At 70.1% G+C, this 23,655-nt stretch carries 21 protein-coding genes, 1 pseudogene and 1 riboswitch; of the genes and pseudogenes, 13 read left to right on the top strand and 9 right to left on the bottom strand.

Features of this window, described 5'->3' with window-relative positions; translation table 11 throughout:
• The first annotated feature begins 13 nt into the window (after nt 1-13).
• From M1D55_RS22185 to M1D55_RS22170, 4 genes are all read left to right on the top strand, one after another.
• Nucleotides 14-1,528 (top strand): malonyl-CoA decarboxylase domain-containing protein, encoded by a 1,515-nt coding sequence (locus tag M1D55_RS22185; protein ID WP_456281853.1) that lies wholly within the window; start codon nt 14-16, stop codon nt 1,526-1,528.
• Between the two features lie 172 nt (nt 1,529-1,700).
• Nucleotides 1,701-2,693 carry a Bug family tripartite tricarboxylate transporter substrate binding protein gene (locus M1D55_RS22180; protein ID WP_456281852.1) on the top strand — a complete coding sequence of 331 codons (993 nt, stop codon included), beginning with the start codon at nt 1,701-1,703 and terminating at the stop codon, nt 2,691-2,693.
• A 55-nt stretch (nt 2,694-2,748) separates the two neighbouring features.
• Nucleotides 2,749-3,531 (top strand): enoyl-CoA hydratase/isomerase family protein, encoded by a 783-nt coding sequence (locus M1D55_RS22175; RefSeq protein WP_064572683.1) that lies wholly within the window; start codon nt 2,749-2,751, stop codon nt 3,529-3,531.
• 66 nt (nt 3,532-3,597) lie between these two features.
• Nucleotides 3,598-5,148 carry a malonate--CoA ligase gene (locus M1D55_RS22170; RefSeq protein WP_456281851.1) on the top strand — a complete coding sequence of 517 codons (1,551 nt, stop codon included), beginning with the start codon at nt 3,598-3,600 and terminating at the stop codon, nt 5,146-5,148.
• Nucleotides 5,149-5,321: 173 nt separating this feature from the next.
• Here the strand turns inward: M1D55_RS22170 and M1D55_RS22165 are convergent, their stop codons facing one another.
• The 5 genes and pseudogenes from M1D55_RS22165 to M1D55_RS22145 all read right to left on the bottom strand — a co-directional run bounded on the left by M1D55_RS22165 (nt 5,322) and on the right by M1D55_RS22145 (nt 9,046).
• Nucleotides 5,322-6,032: an SIMPL domain-containing protein gene (locus M1D55_RS22165; RefSeq protein WP_456281850.1), complete on the bottom strand. Its 711-nt coding sequence runs from the start codon at nt 6,030-6,032 to the stop codon at nt 5,322-5,324.
• A gap of 127 nt (nt 6,033-6,159) precedes the next feature.
• Entirely contained in the window at nt 6,160-6,972 is an 813-nt protein-coding gene (locus tag M1D55_RS22160) for a sulfite exporter TauE/SafE family protein (protein ID WP_006577390.1), read from the bottom strand.
• An 80-nt stretch (nt 6,973-7,052) separates the two neighbouring features.
• On the bottom strand, nt 7,053-7,499 hold the full coding sequence (locus tag M1D55_RS22155) for an EVE domain-containing protein (RefSeq protein WP_043438401.1): 447 nt from the start codon (nt 7,497-7,499) through the stop codon (nt 7,053-7,055).
• A gap of 894 nt (nt 7,500-8,393) precedes the next feature.
• Nucleotides 8,394-8,714, bottom strand: a pseudogene (locus M1D55_RS22150) (cell division protein ZapA); the annotation flags it as partial.
• Entirely contained in the window at nt 8,711-9,046 is a 336-nt protein-coding gene (locus M1D55_RS22145) for a hypothetical protein (RefSeq protein WP_006577387.1), read from the bottom strand. The pseudogene M1D55_RS22150 and the gene M1D55_RS22145, both read right to left, overlap by 4 nt.
• Before the next feature lie 223 nt (nt 9,047-9,269).
• Nucleotides 9,270-9,538: riboswitch (cobalamin riboswitch) on the top strand.
• A gap of 80 nt (nt 9,539-9,618) precedes the next feature.
• Between M1D55_RS22145 and M1D55_RS22140 the strand changes: the two genes are divergently transcribed.
• The 7 genes from M1D55_RS22140 to M1D55_RS22110 are packed head-to-tail and all read left to right on the top strand — an operon-like array spanning nt 9,619 to nt 16,837.
• Nucleotides 9,619-11,580: a TonB-dependent receptor domain-containing protein gene (locus M1D55_RS22140; RefSeq protein ID WP_456281849.1), complete on the top strand. Its 1,962-nt coding sequence runs from the start codon at nt 9,619-9,621 to the stop codon at nt 11,578-11,580.
• Between the two features lie 57 nt (nt 11,581-11,637).
• The gene (locus M1D55_RS22135) at nt 11,638-12,690 is read left to right on the top strand and encodes a FecCD family ABC transporter permease (RefSeq protein ID WP_064572689.1); all 1,053 of its coding nucleotides are present in this window, start codon (nt 11,638-11,640) and stop codon (nt 12,688-12,690) included.
• 10 nt (nt 12,691-12,700) lie between these two features.
• Nucleotides 12,701-13,525 (top strand): ABC transporter ATP-binding protein, encoded by an 825-nt coding sequence (locus M1D55_RS22130; protein WP_064572691.1) that lies wholly within the window; start codon nt 12,701-12,703, stop codon nt 13,523-13,525.
• A gap of 44 nt (nt 13,526-13,569) precedes the next feature.
• Entirely contained in the window at nt 13,570-14,232 is a 663-nt protein-coding gene (gene cobO / locus M1D55_RS22125; RefSeq protein ID WP_064572693.1) for a cob(I)yrinic acid a,c-diamide adenosyltransferase, read from the top strand.
• A gap of 3 nt (nt 14,233-14,235) precedes the next feature.
• Complete coding sequence (gene cobT / locus M1D55_RS22120) at nt 14,236-15,315, top strand: nicotinate-nucleotide--dimethylbenzimidazole phosphoribosyltransferase (RefSeq protein WP_456281848.1); 1,080 nt, start codon at nt 14,236-14,238, stop codon at nt 15,313-15,315.
• 38 nt (nt 15,316-15,353) lie between these two features.
• Nucleotides 15,354-16,211 (top strand): adenosylcobinamide-GDP ribazoletransferase, encoded by an 858-nt coding sequence (locus M1D55_RS22115; RefSeq protein ID WP_456281847.1) that lies wholly within the window; start codon nt 15,354-15,356, stop codon nt 16,209-16,211.
• The gene (locus M1D55_RS22110) at nt 16,196-16,837 is read left to right on the top strand and encodes a histidine phosphatase family protein (RefSeq protein WP_456281846.1); all 642 of its coding nucleotides are present in this window, start codon (nt 16,196-16,198) and stop codon (nt 16,835-16,837) included. Before M1D55_RS22115 ends, M1D55_RS22110 begins: the two co-directional genes overlap by 16 nt.
• Before the next feature lie 78 nt (nt 16,838-16,915).
• Here M1D55_RS22110 and M1D55_RS22105 read toward each other — a convergent pair whose 3' ends face one another.
• From M1D55_RS22105 to cobU, 4 genes are read right to left on the bottom strand one after another with little or no spacing between them, the layout of a single operon-like run.
• Entirely contained in the window at nt 16,916-17,872 is a 957-nt protein-coding gene (locus tag M1D55_RS22105; protein ID WP_456281845.1) for a cobalamin-binding protein, read from the bottom strand.
• Nucleotides 17,873-17,886: 14 nt separating this feature from the next.
• Nucleotides 17,887-18,954, bottom strand: coding sequence for a threonine-phosphate decarboxylase CobD (gene cobD, locus M1D55_RS22100; protein WP_456281844.1), 1,068 nt, complete (start codon nt 18,952-18,954; stop codon nt 17,887-17,889).
• Nucleotides 18,951-19,943: an adenosylcobinamide-phosphate synthase CbiB gene (gene cbiB / locus M1D55_RS22095; RefSeq protein WP_456281843.1), complete on the bottom strand. Its 993-nt coding sequence runs from the start codon at nt 19,941-19,943 to the stop codon at nt 18,951-18,953. The genes cobD and cbiB overlap by 4 nt, the downstream gene beginning before the upstream one ends.
• Nucleotides 19,937-20,659 carry a bifunctional adenosylcobinamide kinase/adenosylcobinamide-phosphate guanylyltransferase gene (gene cobU, locus M1D55_RS22090; RefSeq protein ID WP_456281842.1) on the bottom strand — a complete coding sequence of 241 codons (723 nt, stop codon included), beginning with the start codon at nt 20,657-20,659 and terminating at the stop codon, nt 19,937-19,939. The genes cbiB and cobU overlap by 7 nt, the downstream gene beginning before the upstream one ends.
• Before the next feature lie 212 nt (nt 20,660-20,871).
• Between cobU and M1D55_RS22085 the strand changes: the two genes are divergently transcribed.
• Together M1D55_RS22085 and M1D55_RS22080 are read left to right on the top strand one after the other, a co-directional pair.
• A complete protein-coding gene (locus tag M1D55_RS22085; RefSeq protein ID WP_456282753.1) occupies nt 20,872-22,329 on the top strand; it encodes a cobyric acid synthase in 1,458 nt (485 codons plus the stop codon).
• Nucleotides 22,330-22,447: 118 nt separating this feature from the next.
• A complete protein-coding gene (locus M1D55_RS22080) occupies nt 22,448-23,647 on the top strand; it encodes a PepSY-associated TM helix domain-containing protein (RefSeq protein WP_006579312.1) in 1,200 nt (399 codons plus the stop codon).
• The last annotated feature ends 8 nt before the right edge of the window (nt 23,648-23,655 follow it).

Raw genomic sequence — 23,655 nt, 5'->3', positions numbered from 1 at the left:
AACAGGTAGTTCGATGACTTCTTTCGAGACCGGAGACAAGACCGTCAGCGCGCCGCTCGGTGCCAGCGAAACCCTGGGAGACGCCCGTCCCGACGCCGCCGGCGGCACGCTGCTGGCGCGCTTCGGACGCTGGTGGAACCGCAAGGGGACCCCGGCCGATGCGAGCGCGGCCAACGACGGCAAGGCCCGCGCCGCCGAGCCCGCCACGCTGAGCGCGCGCGTGCAGCGCCGCCAGCGCGAGGAGTTGCGGCTGTGCTTCGATGCCCGCCTGACCGATGGCGCCGCCAACGCGGCCGCGCAGGCCTGGCGCAACGAATACGAGGCCGCTGATGAGCCGACTCGCCAGGCGATGCTGACGCTGCTCGCCGAGGTCGCCGGCAACGGCGCGCAGGGCGGCGGCGATGGTGCCGCCGCGGCCGAGGGCGGCAAGGCCGGGCGCAACGGCTCGGGCCTGAGCCATGCGCTGTCGAGCGCCCGCATCCGCTTCTTCAAGCGGCTGGCCGGGCTGCACGGCCCGAGCGCGAAGTCGGTCTGCGGCCTGCATTTCATCATTCACCTGCGCGCGGACATGCTGCGCTGGTACAAGAAGATCCCCGGCCTGCGCGCGCTCGACGAAGACCTCGAGGGCCTGCTGTCGAATTGGTTCGACGTCGGCCTGCTCGAGCTGCAGCCGATCACCTGGGATTCGCCGGCGTCGCTGCTGGAAAAGCTGATCCGCTACGAGGCGGTGCACGAGATCGCCTCCTGGGCCGATCTGCGCAACCGGCTCGATTCGGATCGCCGCTGCTACGCGTTCTTCCATCCGCGCATTCCGCGCGAGCCGCTGATCTTCGTCGAAGTCGCCTTCGTGCCGGAGATGGCGGCCAACGTGCAAAGCCTGCTCGACGAAGCGGCGCCGCAGGAAGACCTGCGCCGCGTCAAATGGGCGATCTTCTATTCGATTTCGAATACACAGCCGGGCCTGCGCGGCGTCAGCTTCGGCAATTTCCTGCTCAAGCGCGTCATCGAGGAATTGCAGCGCGATTTTCCCAAGGTCAAGCAGTACGCCACGCTGTCGCCGATACCGGGTTTCGCCGACTGGCTGCGCAAGCAGGACGGCGATACCGTCGCCAAGGTGCTGGGCGGCAAGTGCATGCAGCGCTGGAGCGCCCGCGCGCCGGCCGCGGGCGAGACCACGCCGCCGGCGGTACCGGCCACCGGTGCCGAATGGCTTGCCGCGTTGGGTGCGGGCTCGGACGACGCGCTGGTGCGCGACAGCGGCCTGGCGCTGGCCGCGCACTTCCTGGTGCACGCGCGCAACGGTGCGCTGCCAGCCGACCCGGTGGCGCGTTTTCACCTCGGCAATGGCGCCTGCGTCGAGCGGCTGAACTGGGGTGCGGACCTGTCGAGCAAGGGGCGCGCGCAGTCGTGCGGCATGATGGTCAATTACCTGTACGTGCCGGAGGCGCTCGACGACAATCTGGCCAAGCTCGGCGAGGGCAATCCGCGCATCAGCCGGTCTGTCGCCAAGCTGCTGGCGCGTTCCTGAGCGGAGGGAGCCGGCGGGCATCGACGTGCCGGCTCGCATTGCGCGCCGCATCGCATCACCGCCTCATCCACATCATCCAGTTTCGGCAGTGCATTTTCGACGGGAAGTTCCAACGCGGTTGACACCAGCAGTTCACATCGCATTTTCATAAGACAAAGCGAGGAGACACACCATGGAACGTAGTCAGTTCAAGCGGACGGCAACGATGTTGGCAGTGGCCGGCGGCATCGCGATGATCGCGCTCGCCCCGGCGGCGGCGCAGGAACCGTGGCCGTCCAGGCCGGTCACGATCGTCGTGCCGTTCCCGGCCGGCGGCGGCACCGATGCCTTTGCCCGCCCGTTGGCGGCGCAATTGTCCAAGCAGCTCGGCAAGCAGTTCGTCATCGACAACCGCGGCGGCGCGGGCGGCACGGTCGGCGCCAGCCTCGCCTCGAAGGCCGCGCCCGATGGCTACACGATCTTCATCGGCGGCGCGCACCATGTGATCGCGCCCTCGTTCTACAAGAAGCTCGACTACGACATCGAAAAGGACTTCGTGCCGATCACCGTGATCGCGCAGCCGCCGCAGGTGGTGGTGGTCAACCCGACCAAGGTCCAGGCCAGGACGCTGCAGGAACTGATCGCCTACGCGCGCCAGAATCCCGGCAAGCTGAACTACGGCTCGGCCGGCAACGGGTCGTCGCACCATCTGGCCGGCGAGCTGTTCAAGATCCAGACCAAGACCTTCATCACGCATATCCCGTACAAGGGCGCGGGCCCGGCGCTGTCCGACCTGATCGCCGGCCAGGTCGACATGGTGTTTGACGGGCTGGGTTCGTCGGCCCAGCATATCCGCGGCGGCCGCATCCGCGCGCTGGCGGTGGCCGCGCCCAAGCGCTCGCCGGCGTTCCCCGACGTGCCGACCGCGGCCGAGGCGGGCGTGCCGAACTACGAGGTGTCGACCTGGTATGCGCTGTGGGTGCCGAAGAACACGCCCAAGGAGATCAGCGACAAGCTCTACGCCGAGGTCAACAAGGCCCTGAATACGCCGGAGCTCAAGCAAATCTGGCTGAACAACGGCTCGGAGACGCCGTCGTACACGCCGGACCAGTTCGCGCAGTTCCAGCGCGCCGAGATCAAGCGCTGGGCGCAGGTGGTGCAGCAGTCCGGCGCCAAGATGGATTGATGGCGATGATGTGCGCGACGACGTCGATGGCCACGCCCGACCCGCGGAGGGCCCTGTGAGCGGCGCGGTCAGCTTCGAGCGCGATGGCGACATCGCGCTGGTCACGCTGTCGAATCCGGGCAAGCTCAACGCGATCTCCGAGGCGATGTGGCGCGCGCTGGCCGATGGCTTTGCGGGCCTGTCGGCGGACCGCACGCTGCGCTGCGTGGTGCTGCGCGGCGCCGACGGCAACTTCGCCGCCGGCGCCGATATCGCCGAGTTTCCGCGGCTGCGCGGCGATCCGGCCTCGGTGCGGGCCTACCACGTCGACCTGCTGGCGCCGGCGCTGGCCGCGATCGCCGGCTGCCTGCATCCGACCGTGGCCTGCATCGAGGGCGTCTGCGTCGGCGGCGGGCTGGAGATCGCCTGCCATTGCGATCTGCGGATCGCGGCGACGGACAGCCGCTTCGGCGTGCCGATCAACAAGCTGGGTTTCCCGATGGCGCCGGGCGAGCTGCAGGGCTTGCTGGCGCTGGCGGGCCGCGCGGCGACGCTGGAGATCCTGCTCGAGGGCCGGGTGTTCGATGCGGCCGAGGCGCAGGCCAAGGGTTTGCTGACGCGCGTGGTACCGCGCGGCGACGTCGCCGCGGAGGCGATGGCCACCGCGCGCCGCATCGCCGCCGGCGCGCCGCTGGCCGCCCGCATCAACAAGGCCACCATCGCGCGGCTGTCGCCGCAACCGGCGCCGCTGTCGTACGCCGAGCTCGATGCCCATTTTTCGTACGCGGCCAGCCGCGACCATGCCGAGGGCGTCGCCGCCTTCCTGGCGCGCCGGCCGCCCCGTTTTGAAGGGCACTAGGGCGCCTGGCGCCGCCACTGCCGTTCCCCGTTTTTTATCCCCCCAAGCTTTTTATCCGCTGATCGCATGAACGCCAATCTGTTCGCCCTGTTCGAATCCCGCTTCCCCGCCAAGCGCGAGGCCTGCTGCATCGAGACGCACGACGGCCTGTACTACAGCTGGGACGATCTCGATCGCGCCACCGCCAAGCTGGCCAATCTGCTCGCCTCGCTCGATCTGCCCGAAGGCTCGCGCGTCGCGGTGCAGGTCGAGAAGTCGCCGGAGGCGCTGTTCCTGTACCTGGCCACGCTGCGCGCCGGCTACATCTATCTGCCGCTGAACACGGCGTATCAGGAAGCGGAGATCGACTATTTCATCGGCAATGCCGAGCCCGCGGTGGTGGTCTGCAGCAGCGCCAATTTCGGCTGGGTGTCGAAGCTGGCGTTCCGCCATGGCACCGGGCATGTATTCACGCTCGACGACGACCGCGGCGGCACGCTGCTCTCGCGCGCCGCCGCGCAGCCGGACCGCTTCGACACCGTGCAAAGCGGGCCCGACGATCTGGCGGCGATCCTCTATACCTCCGGCACCACGGGACGCAGCAAGGGCGCGATGCTGACGCATCGCAACCTGTCGTCGAATGCCGAGACGCTTCACAAGGCCTGGGGCTGGCGCAGCGACGACGTGCTGCTGCACATGCTGCCGATCTTCCACGTGCACGGGCTGTTCGTCGCCTCGCACGGCGCGCTGCTGGCAGGCGCCAAGATGATCTGGGCGCCGAAGTTCGACATGGAGCAGGTGTTGCGCTTCCTGCCGCGCTCGACCGTGATGATGGGCGTGCCGACCTATTACGTGCGGATGCTGCAGGATCAGCGCTTCGACGAGGATACGTGCCGCCGCATGCGGCTGTTCGTGTCGGGCTCGGCGCCGCTGCTGCTCGAGACCTTCGAGGCGTTCCGCGAGCGCACCGGCCATACGATTCTCGAGCGCTACGGCATGAGCGAGACGGTGATGCTGGTGTCGAATCCCTATGACGCCGGCGAGGGCGAACGGATCGGCGGCACCGTCGGCCGTCCGCTGCCGGGCGTGTCGGTGCGCGTGGTCGATGGCGACGGCAATCCTTGCGCGGCCGGCGACATCGGCGCGGTCGAGGTCAAGGGGCCCAATGTGTTCAAGGGCTACTGGCGCATGCCGGAGAAGACGCGGGAGGAGTTCACCGCGGACGGCTGGTTCAAGACCGGCGACATGGGCCGCTTCGGCGGCGCGATCGTCGGCATGTCGGGCGAGCGCAAGGTGCCGGACGACTATCTGACCATCGTCGGCCGCAGCAAGGACCTGATCATCTCCGGCGGCTACAACGTCTATCCGAAGGAGATCGAGAGCTTCCTCGACGAGATGCCCGGTGTGCAGGAGAGCGCGGTGATCGGCGTGCCCCATCCGGACTTCGGCGAAGCGGTGGTGGCGGTGGTGGTCGGCAAGCCGGGCGCCGAACTGAACGAGCAGGCGATGATCGGCACGCTGAAGCACCGGATCGCCAACTTCAAGGTGCCCAAGCGGATCCACCTGGTCAATGAATTGCCCCGCAATACGATGGGCAAGGTGCAGAAGAATCTGCTGCGGGAGCGGTTCAGCGGTTAGAGCCGCGTTCCGCTCGGTTGGCTCCCCTCTCCCGCCTGCGGGAGAGGGGCTGGGGGAGAGGGCAACGGCGCTGGTCATGCCTGCGCCGCTTGAAACCACCTCCCTCCCCAACCCTCTCCCCCTGAGAGGGAGAGGGAGAACACCATGGGGCGGTGTCCTGTCTTGGCGGCGCCTTACTTGAGCATCTGCACCGAACCATTGACCGTCACGGTGACCTGGGCCTTGCCGCCCTCCATCGGCACCGGCGCGGCCTCCGCGGCGGCCATCGCGGCCTTGGCGTACATGCGCGGCATCGGCGTCACGGCACCGGCCTCGCCGACCTGCACGCTGCGGATCGTATAGCTGCCATAGCCGAACAGCCGGGTCGTCGTCTGCGCCTTGTCGCGGAACGCGGCGACGGCCTGTTCGGTCAGCTTGCTCTCCGCCGCCAGGCGCGCCTCGCGCGACAGCGAGAAGCTGATGTTCTGCACCTGCATCTGGCTGGCCAGGTCGCCGGCGAGCTTCGAGGCCGCGGTGAAATCGCGCGACTGCAGGATGACCTCGGCGCGTCCGCGCCAGGTACTGATGCGGCCATTGCGGTCGGTGCTCGGATAGATCGTGAAGCCGCCCGATTCCGCCTGGATGCCCGATACGCGCTTGGCGCGCTCGATCACCTGCTGGGCCTTGGCCGACAGCGCCGACGAGATCGCGGACGGCTCGGCGCCTTCCTGCTCGGCGGCCAGCGTCACGCGCACCACGTCGGTCGGTACCTCGGCCGCGGCCTCCGCCGACAGCGACAGCACGCCCGCGGGGGGCTGCCAGCCTTCCGGCGGCATCGGTCCGCCCTGTGCGGAGGCGGCCAGTGCGGTGGTACCGAGCAGGGTAGCGGCGAGCAATTGCTTCATCGAGTTCTCCATGACAATGTGATGGTGATCAGACGGTCACTGGCAGCGCGGGGTTCCCTTGACCCGCGGGGCGCTTGTATCGGCGTCTTACCGAGCCAGCACCCGCATCGCGCCGCCGCCGGCTCGTTCAGAATGCCTGCCAGGCCTTCCACAGCATGTAGGCGGCCAGGCAGAACAGCATGCCGGCGAAGATCCGCTTGAGCTTGCGGACCTCCATCCGGTGCGCGGTGCGGGCGCCCAGCGGTGCGGTCAATACGCTGGCGATCGCGATTACCGCCAGCGCGGGCAGATAGACGTAGCCAAGCGAGCCGGCCGGCAGCCCGGTCATCTGGTAGCCGCTCCAGACATAGCCGATCACGCTGGCCGCGGCGATCGGAAAGCCCAGCGCGGCGGAGGTGGCGACCGCATGGTGGATCGGTACGTTGCACCAGGTCATGAACGGCACCGAGACGAAGCCGCCGCCCGCGCCGACCAGGCTGGACAGAAAGCCGATTGCCGAACCCGCGCCGAACATGCCGGGAAAGCCGGGCAGCTGCCGGCTCGGCGACGGCTTGCGGTTGCGCAGCATCTGCGAGGCCGAAAAGCCGACGAACAGCGCGAACAGCAGGGACAGCCAGCCGGTCTTCAGCGCGGCGAACACCTTGCCGCCGCCGATCATGCCGCCCAGCAGGATGCCGGGCGCCAGCGCCAATACGATCTTCCAGCGCACCGCGCCCTGCTTGTGGTGGGCGCGCACCGACGACAGCGAGGTGAACAGGATCGTGGACATCGAGGTGGCGATCGCCATATGGACGATCGCCTGTTCGGGAAAGGCCAGCCAGCTGAATGTCAGGGTCAGGAACGGCACCATCATCATGCCGCCGCCGACGCCGAGCAGCCCGGCGCAGAAGCCGGTGAACGCGCCGAGCAGCAGCAGCGCGGGAATCAGGGAGAGAGTCATGCGTGGATCGCTTCGTGATGTTTTTCGTTATGGTTATTGCGCGGGCGGCTCGTGTCTTGCCCGCGTGGATCGCACGCGGTTCAGCGGCGTCCCATCAGCCGCGTGGTGATGAACTGCCATTCCTGCGGCGTGACCGGCGTGATCGACAGCCGGTTGCCACGGCGCAGCACGACCATGTCGGCCAGCTCCGGATGCTCGCGCAATGCCGCCAGAGAGATCAGCTCGCACTTGTCGACGAACTTGACGTCGACCAGCTCCCAGCGCGGATGCTCGGGCCTGGACGCAGGGTCGTGATACTTGCTGTCGGGGTCGAACTGGGTGGGATCGGGGTAGGGCGTCGAGCAGACCTCGGCGAGCCCGGCGATGCCGGGCTGCGGGCATGACGAGTGGTAGAACAGCACGCCGTCGCCGATGCGCATCGCGTCGCGCATGAAATTGCGCGCCTGGTAGTTGCGCACGCCGGTCCAGGGCAGACGCCCCTGCTCGGCCAGCGTATCGATGCTCGCCTCGTCGGGCTCGGATTTCATCAGCCAGTATTGGCGCGCGCGGGACGCGCCGGCGGCCGGTTTGTCGGCGGCTTTGGTGGCCGCCTTCTTGTCGGAGGGACTCATGCTCGCACGTCTTGGATGGTCGGAACGGCATCGCGAGCACGCGGCAAGGGCTCGGCAGCGGCGGCGCGACGCGGCAAGCATACCGTGAAAGCGCCATCATCGTCCGCATTGGCATCGCAGGCAAAATCGCAGGCCACTGCGCGGGCAAAAAAAGAGGCGATGGTCCAAAGACCATCGCCTCTTGCATGGGGTCCCCGCCTCGGCCGTTGGGTCGGCATCCTGAACCCAAGTGAGGTTCAGTGTGGCTGCGGAAGCCGCATTTCGGGTACATCACCTATTCAGGGAGCCCAGGTTCGAGACCTGCGCTATGAACACTGTGACGCGCTCGCCCACACGGCATCATCCCGCACCATGCAATGCATATCGGTTCAAGGAGTTATGACCTTCGCGAACCAGGCAGGGAAACTGTCAAACGTCTGACTATCCGGTTTGACCCGGACTCGAAGTCCGGGGGAGGTCAGACGTTTGCCGTTTCTAACTAGGATGGGAGGAGAACGGCGGCCGGGCGCGATAACCCGACCATGCTTCTGCACCTTGGTACCCCGTGCAGTGGCTCCACTATACACCGGGGTTTCGCGCATACCAAGCGTGTCCTGGCTTGTCGTTACATTTTGCGCGGCAGGCGCGGCACGGTCTTCACATCCCTTGTATGGCCGTATATCGCCATGGTGAAGGCCCTTGCACAAGGACCCATATGCGGGTCCCTGGATGCAATTCAAGGGGTCACGATTGCGCCGGCGAAACAGTATGTCCGGCCGTATGGCCAGCGGTATGGCCACCGGTATTGGCCGCAATACCGCCGACCATGCTGGTGCCGACATGCGCGTACTGGCGCAGCGCCTCGTCGGCGCGCTCGTTCAGTTCGCGGATGCGGGCACGTACCGCGTCCACGGGGATCGCGCCGTCCTCCTGCTGCTTGCGCTTGAGCGCGAGCAGATCCGAGGCGATGCTGATCGCGGCCATCACCGCGACCCGTTCGACGCCCTTGGTGGAAGCGCCGGACTTGATCCGCGTCATCTGGTCGTCGACCAGGGCCACCGCTTCGAGCAGTGCGGCCTCGTTCTCGGGGGCGATCGCGAAGCGGTAGGGCTGCCCCGCGATATGGACTTCGACTTGCTTGTTGCCGCTCATGCGTGTTCTCCGGAAGGCTGGGCGCCGCGCGGTTCTCCCTGGATGCGCTCGGCGGGAAGCTCCCCTTCCTCGAGCAGGTCCAGCTGGCGCGCATCGGTGGCCGTGGGCAGCTTGTCCAGGATCGACTGGATGCGCAATTGCGCTTCCTCGATCTTGATGTTCAGCAGTTCGCGATCGGCAGCCATCGCTTCGCGATCGCTGCGCAGCTGCGCGGCCTCCGCCTGCAGGCGTTCGATCTCCTCGCGCAGCCGCTGGTTTTCCGCCGCCAGCGTATCCGCGTGGTGCAGCACGCGGCCGATCTTGGCGGCCAGTTGTTCGAGTTCGGTCAGCATGGGCCTGTCGTGTCTCAGGGTGTCAGGTAACGGGATTCTAGCCGATGCATGATCCGCGTCATCACTGCGGGAAGCGATTGTGACCGTGCATTCCCCTCGAAGTTGCATCGATCGTCGGTCATTGGCCGCAATGCGCGCCGCGCAGGGGCACGCGGCGGCGCAATGAGCCGCAGGCGCCGCCGATTTGACGGGGGCCGTCAAACTGCCTACACTCACGCGCGTTTTCAGGTGCTCGCGATCCGGTCCCCATCGGATTGCAGTTAAACGGGAAACAGGGAGTCCGCCACGCCGCCGCGCGATGCCGGTCCAACCTGTGCTGCCCCCGCAACGGTAAGCGATTGCGATCGCCGCCGCGCCCGAGCCGATCGGCACGATCGTCTCCACGCCCGCCGGCCTCGCCTCACCGTCCCACATGCCACTGGACCGATGGTTCCGGGAAGGCGGACGGTGCCGATCGCCAGCCCGGATACCGGCCTGGATGCGGGCATGCCGGCCGCCATCGCGCTCGCGCAGCCTCACCGCCAGACGGTCCGCGGGGGAACGGGCCAGGCTATCACTTCCGCTCGAGCACCATGCTTTCATCGTCTTCGAGGTCGCGTCGCCCGGCACTGCCGGCCCCGCGCCCGACCGCGCGCGCCCGCGCCCAAGCCATCGCCTCCGATATTGTCCGCGTCGCTGTCCGCGCGCCTGTCCGCTCCCCCGCGCAGGCCGCACTGCTGTCGGCCGCCACGCTGTGCGCGTGGCCCGCGCTGGCGCAGCAGTCCTCGCAGTCGCCGGACACCACGCTGGCCCCGGTCGTCATCAGCGCCACGCGCACCGCGCAGCCGCTGGACGAGGCGCTGCCCCATACCACCGTGATCACGCGGCAGGAGATCGCGAACAGCCAGGCGCCCGACCTGCGTTCGCTGCTGCGCACGCAGGCCGGCGTGGAACTGGCCGCCACCGGCGGCATGGGCGCCAACACCACGCTGTTCATGCGCGGCGCCAATTCCAACCAGACGCTGATCCTGATCGACGGCGTGCGCATTGCCTCGGCCAGCAGCGGCACCGCGCAACTGGCCAATATCCTGCCCGACGAGATCGACCGCATCGAGGTCGTGCGCGGCAACGTATCGGCGCTGTACGGCTCCGACGCGATCGGCGGCGTGGTGCAGATCTTCACCAGGAGCGGCGCCGGCAAGCCGCCCGCCGCCAACGCGCAGGTCGAATACGGCAGCGACAATACGCGCCGCGCGACGGTCGGCTACGGCGGCCAGGTCGGCGATACCTCGTTCAACCTGACCGGCTCGATCTTCAAGACCGATGGCTTCTCGGCGGTGAACACGCGCCTGCAGCCGCGCGCCAATCCGAACGACAACCCGTACGAGAACAAGAGCGTCTCCGGCCAGATCAAGCATCGCTTCGCGCCGGACTGGGAGGCGGGCGTCGCGGCCTACTACAGCAAGAGCAAGCTGTCCTACGACAGCACGTTCGGCCGGCCCACCGACGACTGGCGCAGCGACAGCGAGCTCTATACGCTGTCCGCCTTCGTCAACGGCAAGCTGGCACCGGACTGGACCACGCGCTTCAAGGTCGCGCAGAGCGAGGACGACAGCGACAACACGCTGAATGGCGTGTTCGACAGCCGCTTCAAGACCCGCACGCGCCAGTTCACCTGGCAGAACGAATACGCGCTCGCCAAGGGCCACCAGCTGATGTTCGGCACCGAGTACCTGCAGCAGCAGTTCGACTCGAACTCGTATGCCGCGCCCAGCCGCAACGTAGTGTCGGTGTTCGGCGGCTACGACGGCCGCATCGGCAAGCACCAGCTGCAGCTGAACCTGCGCAACGACCACTATTCGGATTTCGGCGACAAGGGCAGCTATTTCGCCGGCTACGGCTACTACGTGACCGAGCAGTTCAAGCTGCTCGCCAACGCCAGCAATGCGTTCCGCGCGCCGACCTTCAACGAGCTGTACTACCCGAACTATGGCCAGCCGAACCTGCAGCCGGAGCGGGCGCGTTCGGTCGAGATCGGCGCGCAGTACGACAGCAAGGGCGCGGGCCTGCTGCGCGTGACGGCCTTTCGCACGCAGTACGACAACCTGATCACGTCGGCGCTGCAGCCGAGCGGCCTGTTCCTCGCGCAGAACGTCAGCAGCGCCAAGGTCGAGGGCGTCGAGGCGTCGTGGCGCGCGCGGCTGCTCGGCACCGACGTGACCGCCAGCGTCACGATGCAGAACCCGGTCGACGAGCAGACCGGCACGCAGCTGTTGCGCCGCGCGCGCCGGCATGCGGCGCTCGACCTGGGCCGCGACGTCGGCAACTGGCGCTTCGGCGGCCAGTGGATCGTGTCGTCGTCGCGCCGGGACAGCGGCTCGCGCACGCTGGGCGGATACGGTATCGTCAACCTCAACGCGCGCTACAACATCGACAAGCAATGGTTCATCGCCGCCCGCGTCGAGAATCTGTTCGACAAGGACTACCAGCTGGCCTACCCCTACAACACGCAGGGCCGGGCCGGCTTCATCACGCTCGGCTGGCGCCAGCGATAGGCGGCATCGATGCGGACAGCGGCCCCGGCAACGGCGCGTACGACGGCAGGCAGACCGATGCGCGGCGCCGCTGAGATGCGGCGCGCGCTGGCCGTCTGCGCGCTGCTGGCCACTGCCGCGGTGGCGGTGTTCCTGCTGTCGCTGGCGGTCGGCAGCGTCGGCCTGTCGCTGTCGCAGGTCTGGCACGCGCTGTTCGGACTCGCCGGGCTGGCCGATGCATCGGGCGGGCATGGCGCGGCCGACCCCACCGCGGTCGCCATCGTGCGCGAGCTGCGGCTGCCGCGCGCCGCGGCGGCGTTCGCCTGCGGCGGCCTGCTGGCGCTGTCCGGCGCGCTGATGCAGGTGCTGCTGCGCAATCCGCTGGCCGAGCCCTATGTGCTGGGCGTGTCGGGCGGCGCGGCCACCGGCGCGTTGCTGGCGATGCTGACGCTGGCGCCGCTGTGGACCGTGCAGGCCGGCGCCGCCGGCGGCGCGCTGATGTCGATGGTGCTGGTCGCCACGCTGGCGCGGCGCGATCTGCTGCATCCGCAGGTCCAGGGCGGCCATCATGAAGCCGGATCGCGGCTGCTGCTGACCGGCGTGATCCTGGCCGCCGGCTGGGGTGCGGTGATCACGCTGATCCTGAGCATCGCGCCCGAGGCCCGGCTGCGCGGCATGCTGTTCTGGCTGACCGGCGATCTGGGCGGCACCGCCAGCTACGGGCTCGCGCTCGGCACGCTGGTGCTGGCGCTGCTGCTGACGCTGCCGATGGCGCGCGCGCTGAACGTGATGCTGCTCGGCGAGACCGTGGCCCGATCGCTGGGCGTGCGCGTCGGCCGGCTACGGCTGTCGGCCTACCTGGTCGCGTCGCTGGCGATTGCGGCGTCGATCACGACCGCCGGTTCGATCGGCTTCGTCGGCCTGGTGGTGCCGCATCTGGTGCGGCTGGCGTGGGGCAACGACCAGCGCCTGCTGCTGCCGGCGGCAGCGCTGCTGGGCGGCACGCTGCTGATGGCGGCGGACCTGATCGCGCGCACCGCGATCGCGCCGGCGCAATTGCCGGTCGGCGTGATCACCGCGTTGCTGGGCGTGCCGACCTTCCTGTTCCTGCTGCTGCGCCGGCCGCGATGAAGGATCCGCAATGACGACCGCTGCCGACTGGACCGTCCAGACCGTGCCCTGCCCACGGCTGTCGCTGCGCGGCCTGAGCCTGCGTGCCGGCGGCAAGACGCTGTTCGACGCGCTCGATCTGACCATGCGGCCCGGCGAGCTGTGGTGCGTGCTTGGCCCCAATGGCGTCGGCAAATCGACGCTGATGGCGGTGCTGGCCGGGCTGCGCGAAGCCGAGCGGGGCGACGTTCGGCTCGACGACGAGCCGCTCGCCACGCTGGCGCGCCGGCGGCCCGAGGTACTGGCCCGGCAGCGCGCCTATCTGCCGCAGGCCATCCACGACACCTTTTCGATGACCGTGCACGACGCGGTCGCCGTCGGCCGCCATCCGCATCTGTCGGGATGGGGCTGGAGCGGCCGCGACGACGACGCGGTGGTGGCGGATCTGCTGGAAGCCCTCGATCTGGCGGGCCTCGCCGGCCGCGATGTGCTGACGCTGTCCGGCGGCGAGCGCCAGCGCGTGTCGCTGGCCGCGGTGCTGGCGCAGCAGGCGCCGCTGCTGCTGCTCGACGAACCGCTGGCGCATCTGGACCTGCGCCATCAGATCCTGGTGCTGGACACGCTGGCGCGCCTGACGCAAGCCGGCCGCCATGCCGCGATGCTGATCCTGCACGACCTGAACCTGGCACGCCGCTATGCCACGCATGCGCTGCTGATGGCCGAGGACGGCCAATGCCTGCACGGCCCGGCGGACCAGATCCTGACGCCCGCGCACTGTTCGCGCGCGCTGCGCACACCGATCGTCGCCGTCGCGCAGGGCGCGCATACGGCGTTGATCGCCAATGGCCCGGCATGAGGCAGGGCCGGGCCGCTTACCTCTCACCGATACCGCTCCGCGCAATGACGAGCCATCACGACCCCGACCCGACCGACACCCACGACACCCACGACACCAACGACACCGAGGGCCGCGACGAACGCCACAAGGCCCGCATGGTCCGCAAGAAGGCGGTCGTCGATGCGAAGATCGCGGCCGCGCAGGACGAGCGCGGCGTGATCGTGATCACCACTGGCAACGGCAAGGGCAAGTCCAGCTCGGGCTTCGGCATGGTGATCCGCGCGCTGGGCCACGGCATGCAGGCCGGCGTGGTGCAGTTCATCAAGGGCGCGTTTCCCAGCGGCGAGGAAATGTTCCTGCGGCGCTTTCCCCAACAATGCGCGTTCCACGTGATGGGAGAGGGCTATACCTGGGAAACCCAGGACCGTGCGCGCGACGTGGCCAAGGCCGAGGCCGCGTGGCAGGTCGCGCGCCAGCTGCTGCGCGATCCGTCGATCGGCCTGGTGCTGCTCGACGAACTGAATATCGCGCTGAAGCTGCATTACCTGGACGTCGAGACCGTGATCGCCGATCTGCGCGCGCGTCCGCCGATGCAGCATGTGGTGATCACCGGCCGCGGCGCGCCGCAGGCGCTGATCGACGCGGCCGATACCGTCACCGAGATGACGCCGGTCAAGCATGCATTCCAGCAGGGCATCAAGGCCCAGCGCGGCATCGAGATGTAAGCCATGAACACTGGACCGAACCCCGCATCGAAGTTCACGTTGCCCGCGATCGCCCCGCTGGACGAAACGCTGCGTCCGACGCTGCAGGCCGCGATCGACGACAAGACCAAGCCGCTCGGCGCGCTGGGGCGACTGGAATCGCTGGCCCTGCAGATCGGGCTGATCCAGCGCACCGCGCAGCCGGTGTTGCGGCGGCCGGCGATGATCGTGTTCGCCGCCGACCATGGCGTCGCCGATGCCGGCGTCAGCGCCTATCCGGCCGACGTCACGGTGCAGATGGTCCGCAATTTCGCCGCCGGCGGCGCGGCCATCAATGTGTTCGCGCGCCAGCACGGCATGGCGCTCGAGGTCGTCGATGCCGGCGTTCGCGTGCCGCCGGGCGCGGCGCCGGGTCTGGTGGACTGCCGCATCGATGCGGGCACGCGCAACTTCCTCGACGAACCGGCGATGGGGCCGGAGCAGGCCGAGGCCGCGTTGGCGGCCGGCATCGCACGCGTGATGCACCATGCCGGGCAGGGGACCAATGTGATCGGCTTCGGCGAGATGGGCATCGGCAATACCTCGGCCGCCGCCTGCCTGGTCAGCCGGCTGGCGGGGTTGCCGATCGCGGCCTGCGTCGGGCGCGGCACCGGTCTGGACGATGCGGGACTCGCGCGCAAGCTGGCGCTGCTGGAACGGGCGCTGGCGCGGCATGCCGATGCGGTCGAACCGCTGGATGCGCTGGCCGCGCTGGGCGGCTTCGAGATCGCGATGATGGCGGGCGCGTTCCTCGCCGCGGCGTCGCAGCGGATGGTGATCCTGGTCGACGGTTTCATCGCGTCGGCGGCGCTGCTGGTCGCGAGCCGCCTCGATGCCGAGGTGCTGTCGTACTGCGTGTTCTCGCATTGCTCGCACGAGCAGGGCCACCGCGCGCTGCTGGAGCACTTCGGCGCGCGGCCGCTGCTGGCGCTGGACCTGCGGCTGGGCGAGGGCAGCGGCGCTGCGCTCGCGTATCCGCTGGTGGCATCGGCGGTGGCCTTCCTGCGCGAGATGGCGACCTTCGGGGCGGCGGGCGTCAGCACGGCCAGCGCGCTGCCGCAATAGACTCGCGTCGACCTGCCGCCATCCGCACCATGACGAACATGCCGACCGAGCCCACGCCCGAGCCGCTGCAGGATCGGCGAGACCAGCAAGCCGGCCAACCCCGGCGGCCGACCCATCCGCTGCTGCAGCGCGCCTGCGACGAACTGCGCTACCTGCTGACCGCGGTCGGCTACTTCACGCGCATACCGGTGCCGGCCTGGGTCGGTTTCGCCCCGCACTATCTGCATGCCGCCGCGCGCTGGTTTCCGCTGGTCGGCCTGATGGTCGGCGCCGTCGGCGCGCTGGCGACGCTGGCCGCGTGGCTGCTGTGGCCGCCCGCGGTCGCGGTGCTGATCGGCATCGGCGCGACGCTGCTGCTGACTGGCGCCTTTCATGAGGACGGCCTGGCCGATTGCGTCGATGCGTTTGGCGGCGGCTATCGGCGCGAGGACGTGCTGCGCATCATGCACGATTCGCGCATCGGTGCCTTCGGTGCGCTCGCGCTGGTGCTGGCCCTGCTGCTGAAATGGCAATTGCTGCTGGCGCTGGGCCAGCGCGGCGGGCTGCGCGAACTGCTGCTGGTGCTGGTGGCCGCGCATGCCGCCAGCCGCGCGATGGCGGTCAGCTATCTGGCGACGCTGGACTACGTACGTGCCGAGGGCAAGGCCAAGCCGGTCGCGCAACGGCTGTCGCCGCGCGGACTGGCGCTGGTGCTCGCCTGCGGCGCGCTGCCGTTGCTGGCGGTCGCGCCGGGCTTCGGCGTCGCCGCGATCGCCGCGCTGGCGCTGCTGCGGCTGTTGCTCGGCCGCTATTTCGTGCGCCGCATCGGCGGCTATACCGGCGACTGTCTCGGCATGGCCCAGCAGCTTGGCGAACTGTTGATCTATCTGCTGGCGGCGGCATGGATCTGGTCCTGATCCGGCACGCGCATCCCGCGGTCGACGACGGGGTTTGCTATGGCCGGCTCGACCTGCCGCTGGCCGAGCCGATGTCGCCGGCGGCCGATGCGATCGTCGACGCCGCGTCGGCGGCCGCATCGGCCAACGGCGTGCCGGCTCCCGCGCGGATCGTCTGCAGTCCCGCGCAGCGCGCCCATGTCACCGCGCAGCGGATCGTGCAGGCCTGCGCCGCGCAAGCCGGGCGAGAGGGCCTCGCGATCGACGTCGATCCGCGCCTTCGCGAACTCGATTTCGGTGCCTGGGAGGGCCAGCGCTGGGACGCGGTGCCGCGCGCCGAGCTGGACCAATGGGCGGCCGACCTGATGGATGCGTGCCCGCACGGCGGCGAATCGGCGCGCACCGCGTACGCGCGCGTTGCAGAATGGGCTGACTCGCTGCAGGCGCCTGCCGCCGCCGCCGAGCGCTGCCTGTGGGTGGTCGGCCACGCCGGCCCGATGCGGATGCTGGCCGCGCATTGGCTCGGTCTGCCGCTGTCCGTCACGCTGGGCTGGCAACTCGGCTGGGGCGCGAGCTGCGGCGTCCGGCTCGATCGGGGCGCCGCGCGGCCGGGACGTCTGTTGTGGTGGAACCGCACGGCGGGTTGAGGGCCAACGAGGGCCAACGAGGGCCGACGCACCGGGCTCCGCACTGCCCCCCGCACTGAAGGCCAGGCCCGCGCCGTGTTACTGCGCAGGCCGCCGGCTCCGTGCGACCTCCAGCTGCCGGCACACGATCTCCGCGGCATCGATCGCACGCGGTCCCGCGCGATTGATCAGGTCGCCGTCGATCGTGAACAGATTGCCCCGCGCCACCGCCGTCAGCTGCGGCCAGCGCTGCCATTGCGCGAAATCCGCCAGCGGCCGGTCCGCCGGCGTCGCGCCCATGCTGGCCGTGATCATCGCCTCGGGATTGCGGGCGATCACCGCTTCCACCGAAATGGTCGGCACCAGCGGCGTCTCGTCGGCGAATACATTGCGGCCGCCGCACAGCGCCAGCATGTCGCTGACCATATGCTGGCCATTGAGCGTCATCAGCGGCTGCTGCCAGACCTGATAGAACACCGACACCGGCGGCCGTGCAGCATGGGCCTTGCCGAGCGCGGCGATGCGCGCGCGCAGCCGCTCGGCCGCGGCATGCGCGGTCGGCCCGGTGCCGAGCAGCACGCCGAGCTTCTCGATATTGTCGGGCACCGCCGCCAGCCGCCGCGGCTCGCTGTGGAACAGCGGCAGGCCCAGCGCGCGCAGCCGCTCCGTCTGCTTCTGCGCGTTGCCATGCCGCCAGACCACGATCAGGTCGGGCTTGAGCGCGGCGATCCGTTCGAGATCGAGCGCCTTGTTGTCGCCGACCCGCGGAATCGCGCGCGCCTCGGGCGGATAGTCGCTGTAGTTGACGGTGCCGACGATGCGCTCGCCCCCGCCCGCCGCGAACAGCATCTCGGTGACATGCGGGGCCAGCGACACGATGCGGCGCGCCGGCTGCGCCAGCGTGATGGTCTGGCCGGCATCATCGACGACGGAGACCGCGGCGCGTGCGTCGGCGGGCAGGACGGCGGCGAGCGCCGCGGCAAGCGACACGATGGCGGCGAGGCGCGTGGCGGCGAGCGGCCAGCGCCGGCGGAACGGGAACGGCAAGACGGGCATGTCGGATCGGAACGTCAGAGCGGAACAGTGGTAGCGAGGGCGTCGGCAAGCCGCTGCCAGCAGGGCTCCCGGTCGGGCGGCAATCCGAAGCGCAGGCTCGGCAGGCCGGTGGAAGGCGGCGACGCCAGGGACGGCGCCGGTGCATCGAACAGCCGGGTCCAGACGCCCGCATGCGCCAGCGCCTGATGCAGCCGTGCGGCGTCCGCATGCGGCACCCAGGCGAACAGCGGCAGGGTGACCGGCGCCAGGCCATGCCGGCGCAGCAGCCCGTCCAGACGCGCGCTGGCCAGGCGCAGACGGGCCCGCGTGGCGGCCTGCCAATCGGTGTCGCACAGCGCCAGCCGCGCCACCGCGCGGGCCGGGCCCGACACGGCCCAATGGCCCAGGCGCTCGGCCAGTGCCTGCAGCAGTTCCGGCTGCGCCAGCACGAAGCCGCAGCGCACGCCGGCCAGTCCGTAGAACTTGCCCAGCGAGCGCAGCACGATCAGGCCGGCGCGGCCGCTGTCCGCCGCCAGCGAGGCACCGCCTTCATCGGTAACCGAGGCGTCGGCAAAGGCCTCGTCGACCAGCAGCGTGCCGCCGCGCGCCGCCAGCGCGGCATGCCAGCCCAGCAGGCGCTCGCGCGGCACGATGCGTCCGGTCGGATTGTTCGGATTGACGACCACAAGATGATCGAGGCCATGGGCCAGCGACGGGCGCGAGAAATCCGCCTCGTCCAGCGGCACCACGCGATGGCCGGCGGCGGCGAAGGCCGGCGCGTACTCGCTGTAGCCGAGCGCGGCGATGCCGACGCGCCCCGCCGGCAGCAGCGCGGGCAGCGTGCGGATCGCGGCCTGCGAGCCGGCGACCGGCAGCGCGCGCGGCGCACCGTAGGCGCGGGCAGCAATCTCCGCGAGACCATCGTCGTCCTGCGGCAGCCGTTGCCAGCAATCGGCCGGCAATGGCGGCACCGGATAGCCGTCGGGATTGATGCCGGTGGACAGGTCGAGCCAGTCGGCCGGGTCGCGGCCGTAGCGGCGGGCGGCGGCCAGCAGATTGCCGCCGTGGCGGATCGGAGGGGGAAGCGGATGCGGGTGATTCATCGCGACAGCGCCAGCAGTTGGTCGACGATGCCGTACGCGACGCAGAGCGCCAGCCACGACCATAGCGTTCGCCGCACCAGCCGCAGGCTGGCCAGCACGTCGGCGGCGCCGGGCGGCTCGCCCTCACCGAGCGGCGGGCGCGCTTCCCACTGGCCGTGGTAGCGGGCCGGGCCGCCGAGCGCGACACCGAGCGCACCGGCGCCCGCGGCCATCACCGGGCCGGCGTTCGGGCTGGACCAGGCCGGCGCCTGCATGCGCCAGCAGCGCAGCGCGCGCCCGGTCGAGCCCAGCAGCGCGTAGGACAGCGCGGTCAGCCGGGCCGGCACCAGGTTCAGCAGATCGTCGAGGCGGGCCGCGGCCCAGCCGAAGTGCAACAGGCGCTCGGTCCGGTAGCCCCACATCGCATCGAGCGTATTGGCCAGCCGATAGGCGATCGCCGCCGGGGCGCCGCCGATCAGGAACCAGAACAGCGCGCCGAAGATCGCGTCGTTGCCGTTCTCGAGCGCCGATTCGCAGGCGGCCCGGGCCAGCGCCGGCGCATCGGCGTCCGCGGTGTCGCGCGAGACGATGCGGGCGGTCAGCTGGCGCGCTTGCGGGAGGTCGTCCTTGGCCAGTGCACTGGCGATCGGTTCGATATGCTGGCACAGGCTGCGCGCGCCCAGCGCGGCGTACAGGCCCAGCGCATGCAGCAGCCAGCCCAGCCACGCACCGGCGAACTCGCTGGCGGCCGCGATCAGCAGCGCGGCCAGCGCCGCCGGCCCCAGCACCAGCGCGGACCAGGCCGCCAGGCCGATGCCGCGTTGGCGCCAGCGCGGTCCCGGCCGGTTCAGCGTGCGTTCGGCAGCATTGGCGAGCCGGCCGAAGCCAACCAGCGGATGCCAGCGGCGCGGCTCGCCGAGCCAGCGGTCGAGTCCCGCCCCGGCGAGGGCCGTCAGCGCAATGGCGGCTCCCGGCGCCAGCGGCGCCGCGGGCCACAGCGAGTTCACCATGCCGGGTCCGGTCCCTTGATCGCGACCGGCAGACCGGCGACCAGCAGCCGCACGCGGTCCGCCGCGGCGGCCAGCTTCTGGTTCAGGCGGCCGAGCTCGTCGACGTAGAAGCGCGTGATCGCGCCCATCGGCACCACGCCGAAGCCAATCTCGTTGGAGACCAGGATCACGTGGCCCGGCAGCGTCGGCAGCGCGGCGAGCAGCGCGTCCATTTCCTCGGTGAAGGCCGGCGGCGGCGTGATGACGCCGTGCTCGGGATACGGACGCTTGTCGAGAAAGATCAGGTTGTTGAGCCAGACCGTCATGCAGTCGACCAGGATGCAGCCGTCGCGGCGCGCATGCGCGTACAGCGCGTCGGCCAGGTGCAGCGGCTCCTCGACCAGGTTCCAGTCGGCGGGGCGCCGCGCGCGATGCAGCGCGATGCGCAGCTGCATCTCCTCGTCGGTGCCGTCGGGATCCTCGCGCGCGGTGGCGATATAGGTCACCGGCCCGCCGGTCGCCACCGCATGATCGGTCGCCAGCTGCTCGGCGTAGTGGCTCTTGCCGCTACGGGCGCCGCCCAGCACCAGCGTCAGTTCGCGCGGGCCGGGCCTGGGCAGGCCGACGGCCGCCTGGGTCGCCACCGCGATGGCCGCCTCGCCGGCGGGCAGCGCGACATCGGACGGCGTATCGGCTGGGCCGGTGCCGGCGGCGTGAGGAGGGGCCTTGGGTTCCATCCGGGTATTGTAGCGGCCGCATCGCGTGCCGACAGGGCGGATCCGCGCAGGGAACGGCGCGCATCGAGCCGGCGCCGGCAATGGCCGCTCGGGCCGATGCGATAATCGCCGCGATGCAAGCCCTTCCCCAATCCGCCACGCCGGCCAAGCCCGCCGACCCTGCCGGCCCTGCACCAGCCTGCGTGCCGTGGTCCGCGCTGCGCGGCACGCTGATGATCCAGGGCACCACCTCCGACGCCGGCAAGAGCACCGTCGTCGCGGGCCTGTGCCGGCTGCTGGCGCGCGCGGCCGTGCGGGTCGTGCCATTCAAGCCGCAGAACATGGCGCTGAACAGCGCCGTCACCGCCGACGGCGGCGAGATCGGCCGCGCGCAGGCGCTGCAGGCGCAGGCCGCCGGGCTGGCCCCGCACACCGACATGAATCCGGTGCTGCTCAAGCCCAGCAGCGACACCGGCGCGCAGATCATCATCCACGGCCGCGCGCGGCTGGACCTCGATGCGCGCGCCTATCACGAATACAAGCCGGTCGCGATGCAGGCCGTGCTGGCCTCGCACCGGCGCTTGCGCGAGGGCTACGACGTGGTGCTGGTCGAAGGCGCCGGCAGCCCGGCCGAGATCAATCTGCGCGAGCGCGACATCGCGAACATGGGCTTTGCCGAGGCCGTCGATTGTCCGGTGGTGCTGGTCGCCGATATCGATCGCGGCGGCGTGTTCGCGCATCTGGTCGGCACGCTCGATTGCCTGTCGCCGAGCGAGCGCGCGCGCGTCAAGGGCTTCATCATCAATCGCTTCCGCGGCGATCTGTCGTTGCTGGAACCGGGGCTGGACTGGCTGCGTGAACGCACCGGCAAGCCGGTGCTGGGCGTGCTGCCCTATCTGCACGGGCTGCATCTGGATGCCGAGGACGCGGTGGCGGCCACGCAGTCGGCCAAGGACGACGGCGCGCCGCGGCTGCGCGTGATCGTGCCGGTGCTGCCGCGCATTTCGAACCATACCGATTTCGACGCGCTGCGCGCCCATCCGCGCGTGGACCTGCGCTGGATCGGGCCAGGCACGCCGATCCCGCCGGCCGATCTGATCGTGCTGCCGGGCAGCAAGAGCGTGCGCGCCGACCTGGCCTTCCTGCGCGAACAGGGCTGGGAGCGGGCGCTGCTGCGACATCTGCGCTATGGCGGCAAGGTCGTCGGCATCTGCGGGGGCATGCAGATGCTGGGGCGCCGCATCGAAGACCCGGACGGACGCGAGGGCGCACCCGGCGGCAGCGACGGCCTTGGCCTGCTCGATTTCGCCACCGTGCTGGCGGCCGACAAGCAGCTGCGGCAGGCGCGCGGCACGCTGGCGCTGCCGGGCGCGAATGCCAGCGTGGCCGGCTACGAGATCCATCTGGGCGTCACCGAGGGCCCCGCGCTGGCGCGGCCCGCGCTGCGGCTCGACGACGGCCGCGCCGACGGCGCGCTGTCCGACGATGGCCAGGTGCTGGCCACCTATCTGCACGGCCTGTTCGACGATCCGGCGGGCTGCGCGGCGCTGCTGCGTTGGGCCGGCCTGGATGGCGCCGACGGGGTCGACCTGGCCGCGTTGCGCGAAGCGTCGCTCGAACGGCTGGCCGATACGATGGCCGAGCATCTGGACCTGGCGGCCCTGCTGGCGCCGCTGCGGCCGGCGGGCTGAGGCTCGAGGCGAAGGCCCCGGGTGACACGGTCCCGCAAGGACCGGCCTGCTACACTTGTCGGCTTTGTCAGCCCTCCAGCGCGGCGGTCATCGGCCGGCCGCGCCATCGTTCCCCACCATGGTTACCGGCCGCCTGCGCGTCCTGCTCGTCAAACTCCATCTGTATATCGGCCTGTGGCTCGGCTTGCTGTTCGTGCTGCTGGGCCTGACGGGCACCGTGCTGTCGTGGCGCCACGAGATCGACGCCGCGCTCAATCCCGAACTGCTGGTCGCCTCCGAATCGGTCACGCTGCCGCTGCGGGCGGACACCGTGCAGCAGGTGGTGGCGCGGCTGAAGGCCGATCCGCAGTACGGCAAGCCCAGGATGCTGATGCTGCCGGTGTCCGAACGCGACGTCTTCATCGCCTGGTACCACGTCAAGGAGCCCGGCACCGGCAGCGTGGTGCCGGGGCGCTCGCGGCAGGTGATGGTCGATCCGGCCACGCTGGCGATCAAGGGCGAGCGCGTCTGGGGCGAGCCCGGGCTGTCGCGTCCGCTGCTGATGCCCACGCTGTTCCATCTGCATCACTATCTGCTGGCCGGCGATACCGGCAAGACCGTGGCCGGCGTCGGCGGCATGCTGCTGCTGTTCACGGTGCTGGCCGGCATCGCGCTGTGGTGGCCGAAGCTGAAGGCGCGCGCGATCGTGCAGGCGTTCCGCATCACGCACGGCGGCTCATGGTGGCGGCTGAACTATTCGCTGCATCGCGCCGGCGGCATCCTGGCCGCGCCGGTGCTCGCGACCATCGCGTTTTCCGGCTGGTATCTGAATTTGCCGAAGTGGGTCACGCCGCTGGTCGGCAGCGTGATGACAGTCACCGCGCCCGCACGGCCGGCTTCCACGCCGCCCTACGAGGGCGCCATGCCGATGGGCGTGCAGCAGGCCGTGACGGCGGCCCAGGCGCTGTATCCGCAGGCGATCGTGTCGCGCGTGTCATTCCCGCGCCAGCCGACCGACGCCTACGAGATCCGGCTGCGCCAGCCGGGTGAGGTGCGCCAGGGCAGCGGCGCGACGCGGCTGTGGCTCGATGCCTATACCGGTGCCCGCCTCGGCGTGCGCGATCCGCTCGCCGCGCCGGCCGGCGACACCGTGCTGAACTGGATGTACCCGCTGCATACCGGCGAGGCGTTCGGCATGCCGGGGCGCATCTTCATTTCCGCGTTCGGGCTGGCGCCGCTGCTGTTCGCGCTGACCGGCGTGCTGATCTGGTGGAAGCGCCAGCGCGGCCACCGGCGCCATCTGAAGAAGACCGAGCAGCGGCAGGCGGCGCGCCGCTGATGCCGCTG

The organism is Cupriavidus sp. JZ107, assembly GCF_053903255.1.
The sequence above is the reverse complement of the archived record's forward strand: the minus strand, read 5'-3'. Positions and strand labels throughout refer to the sequence as shown.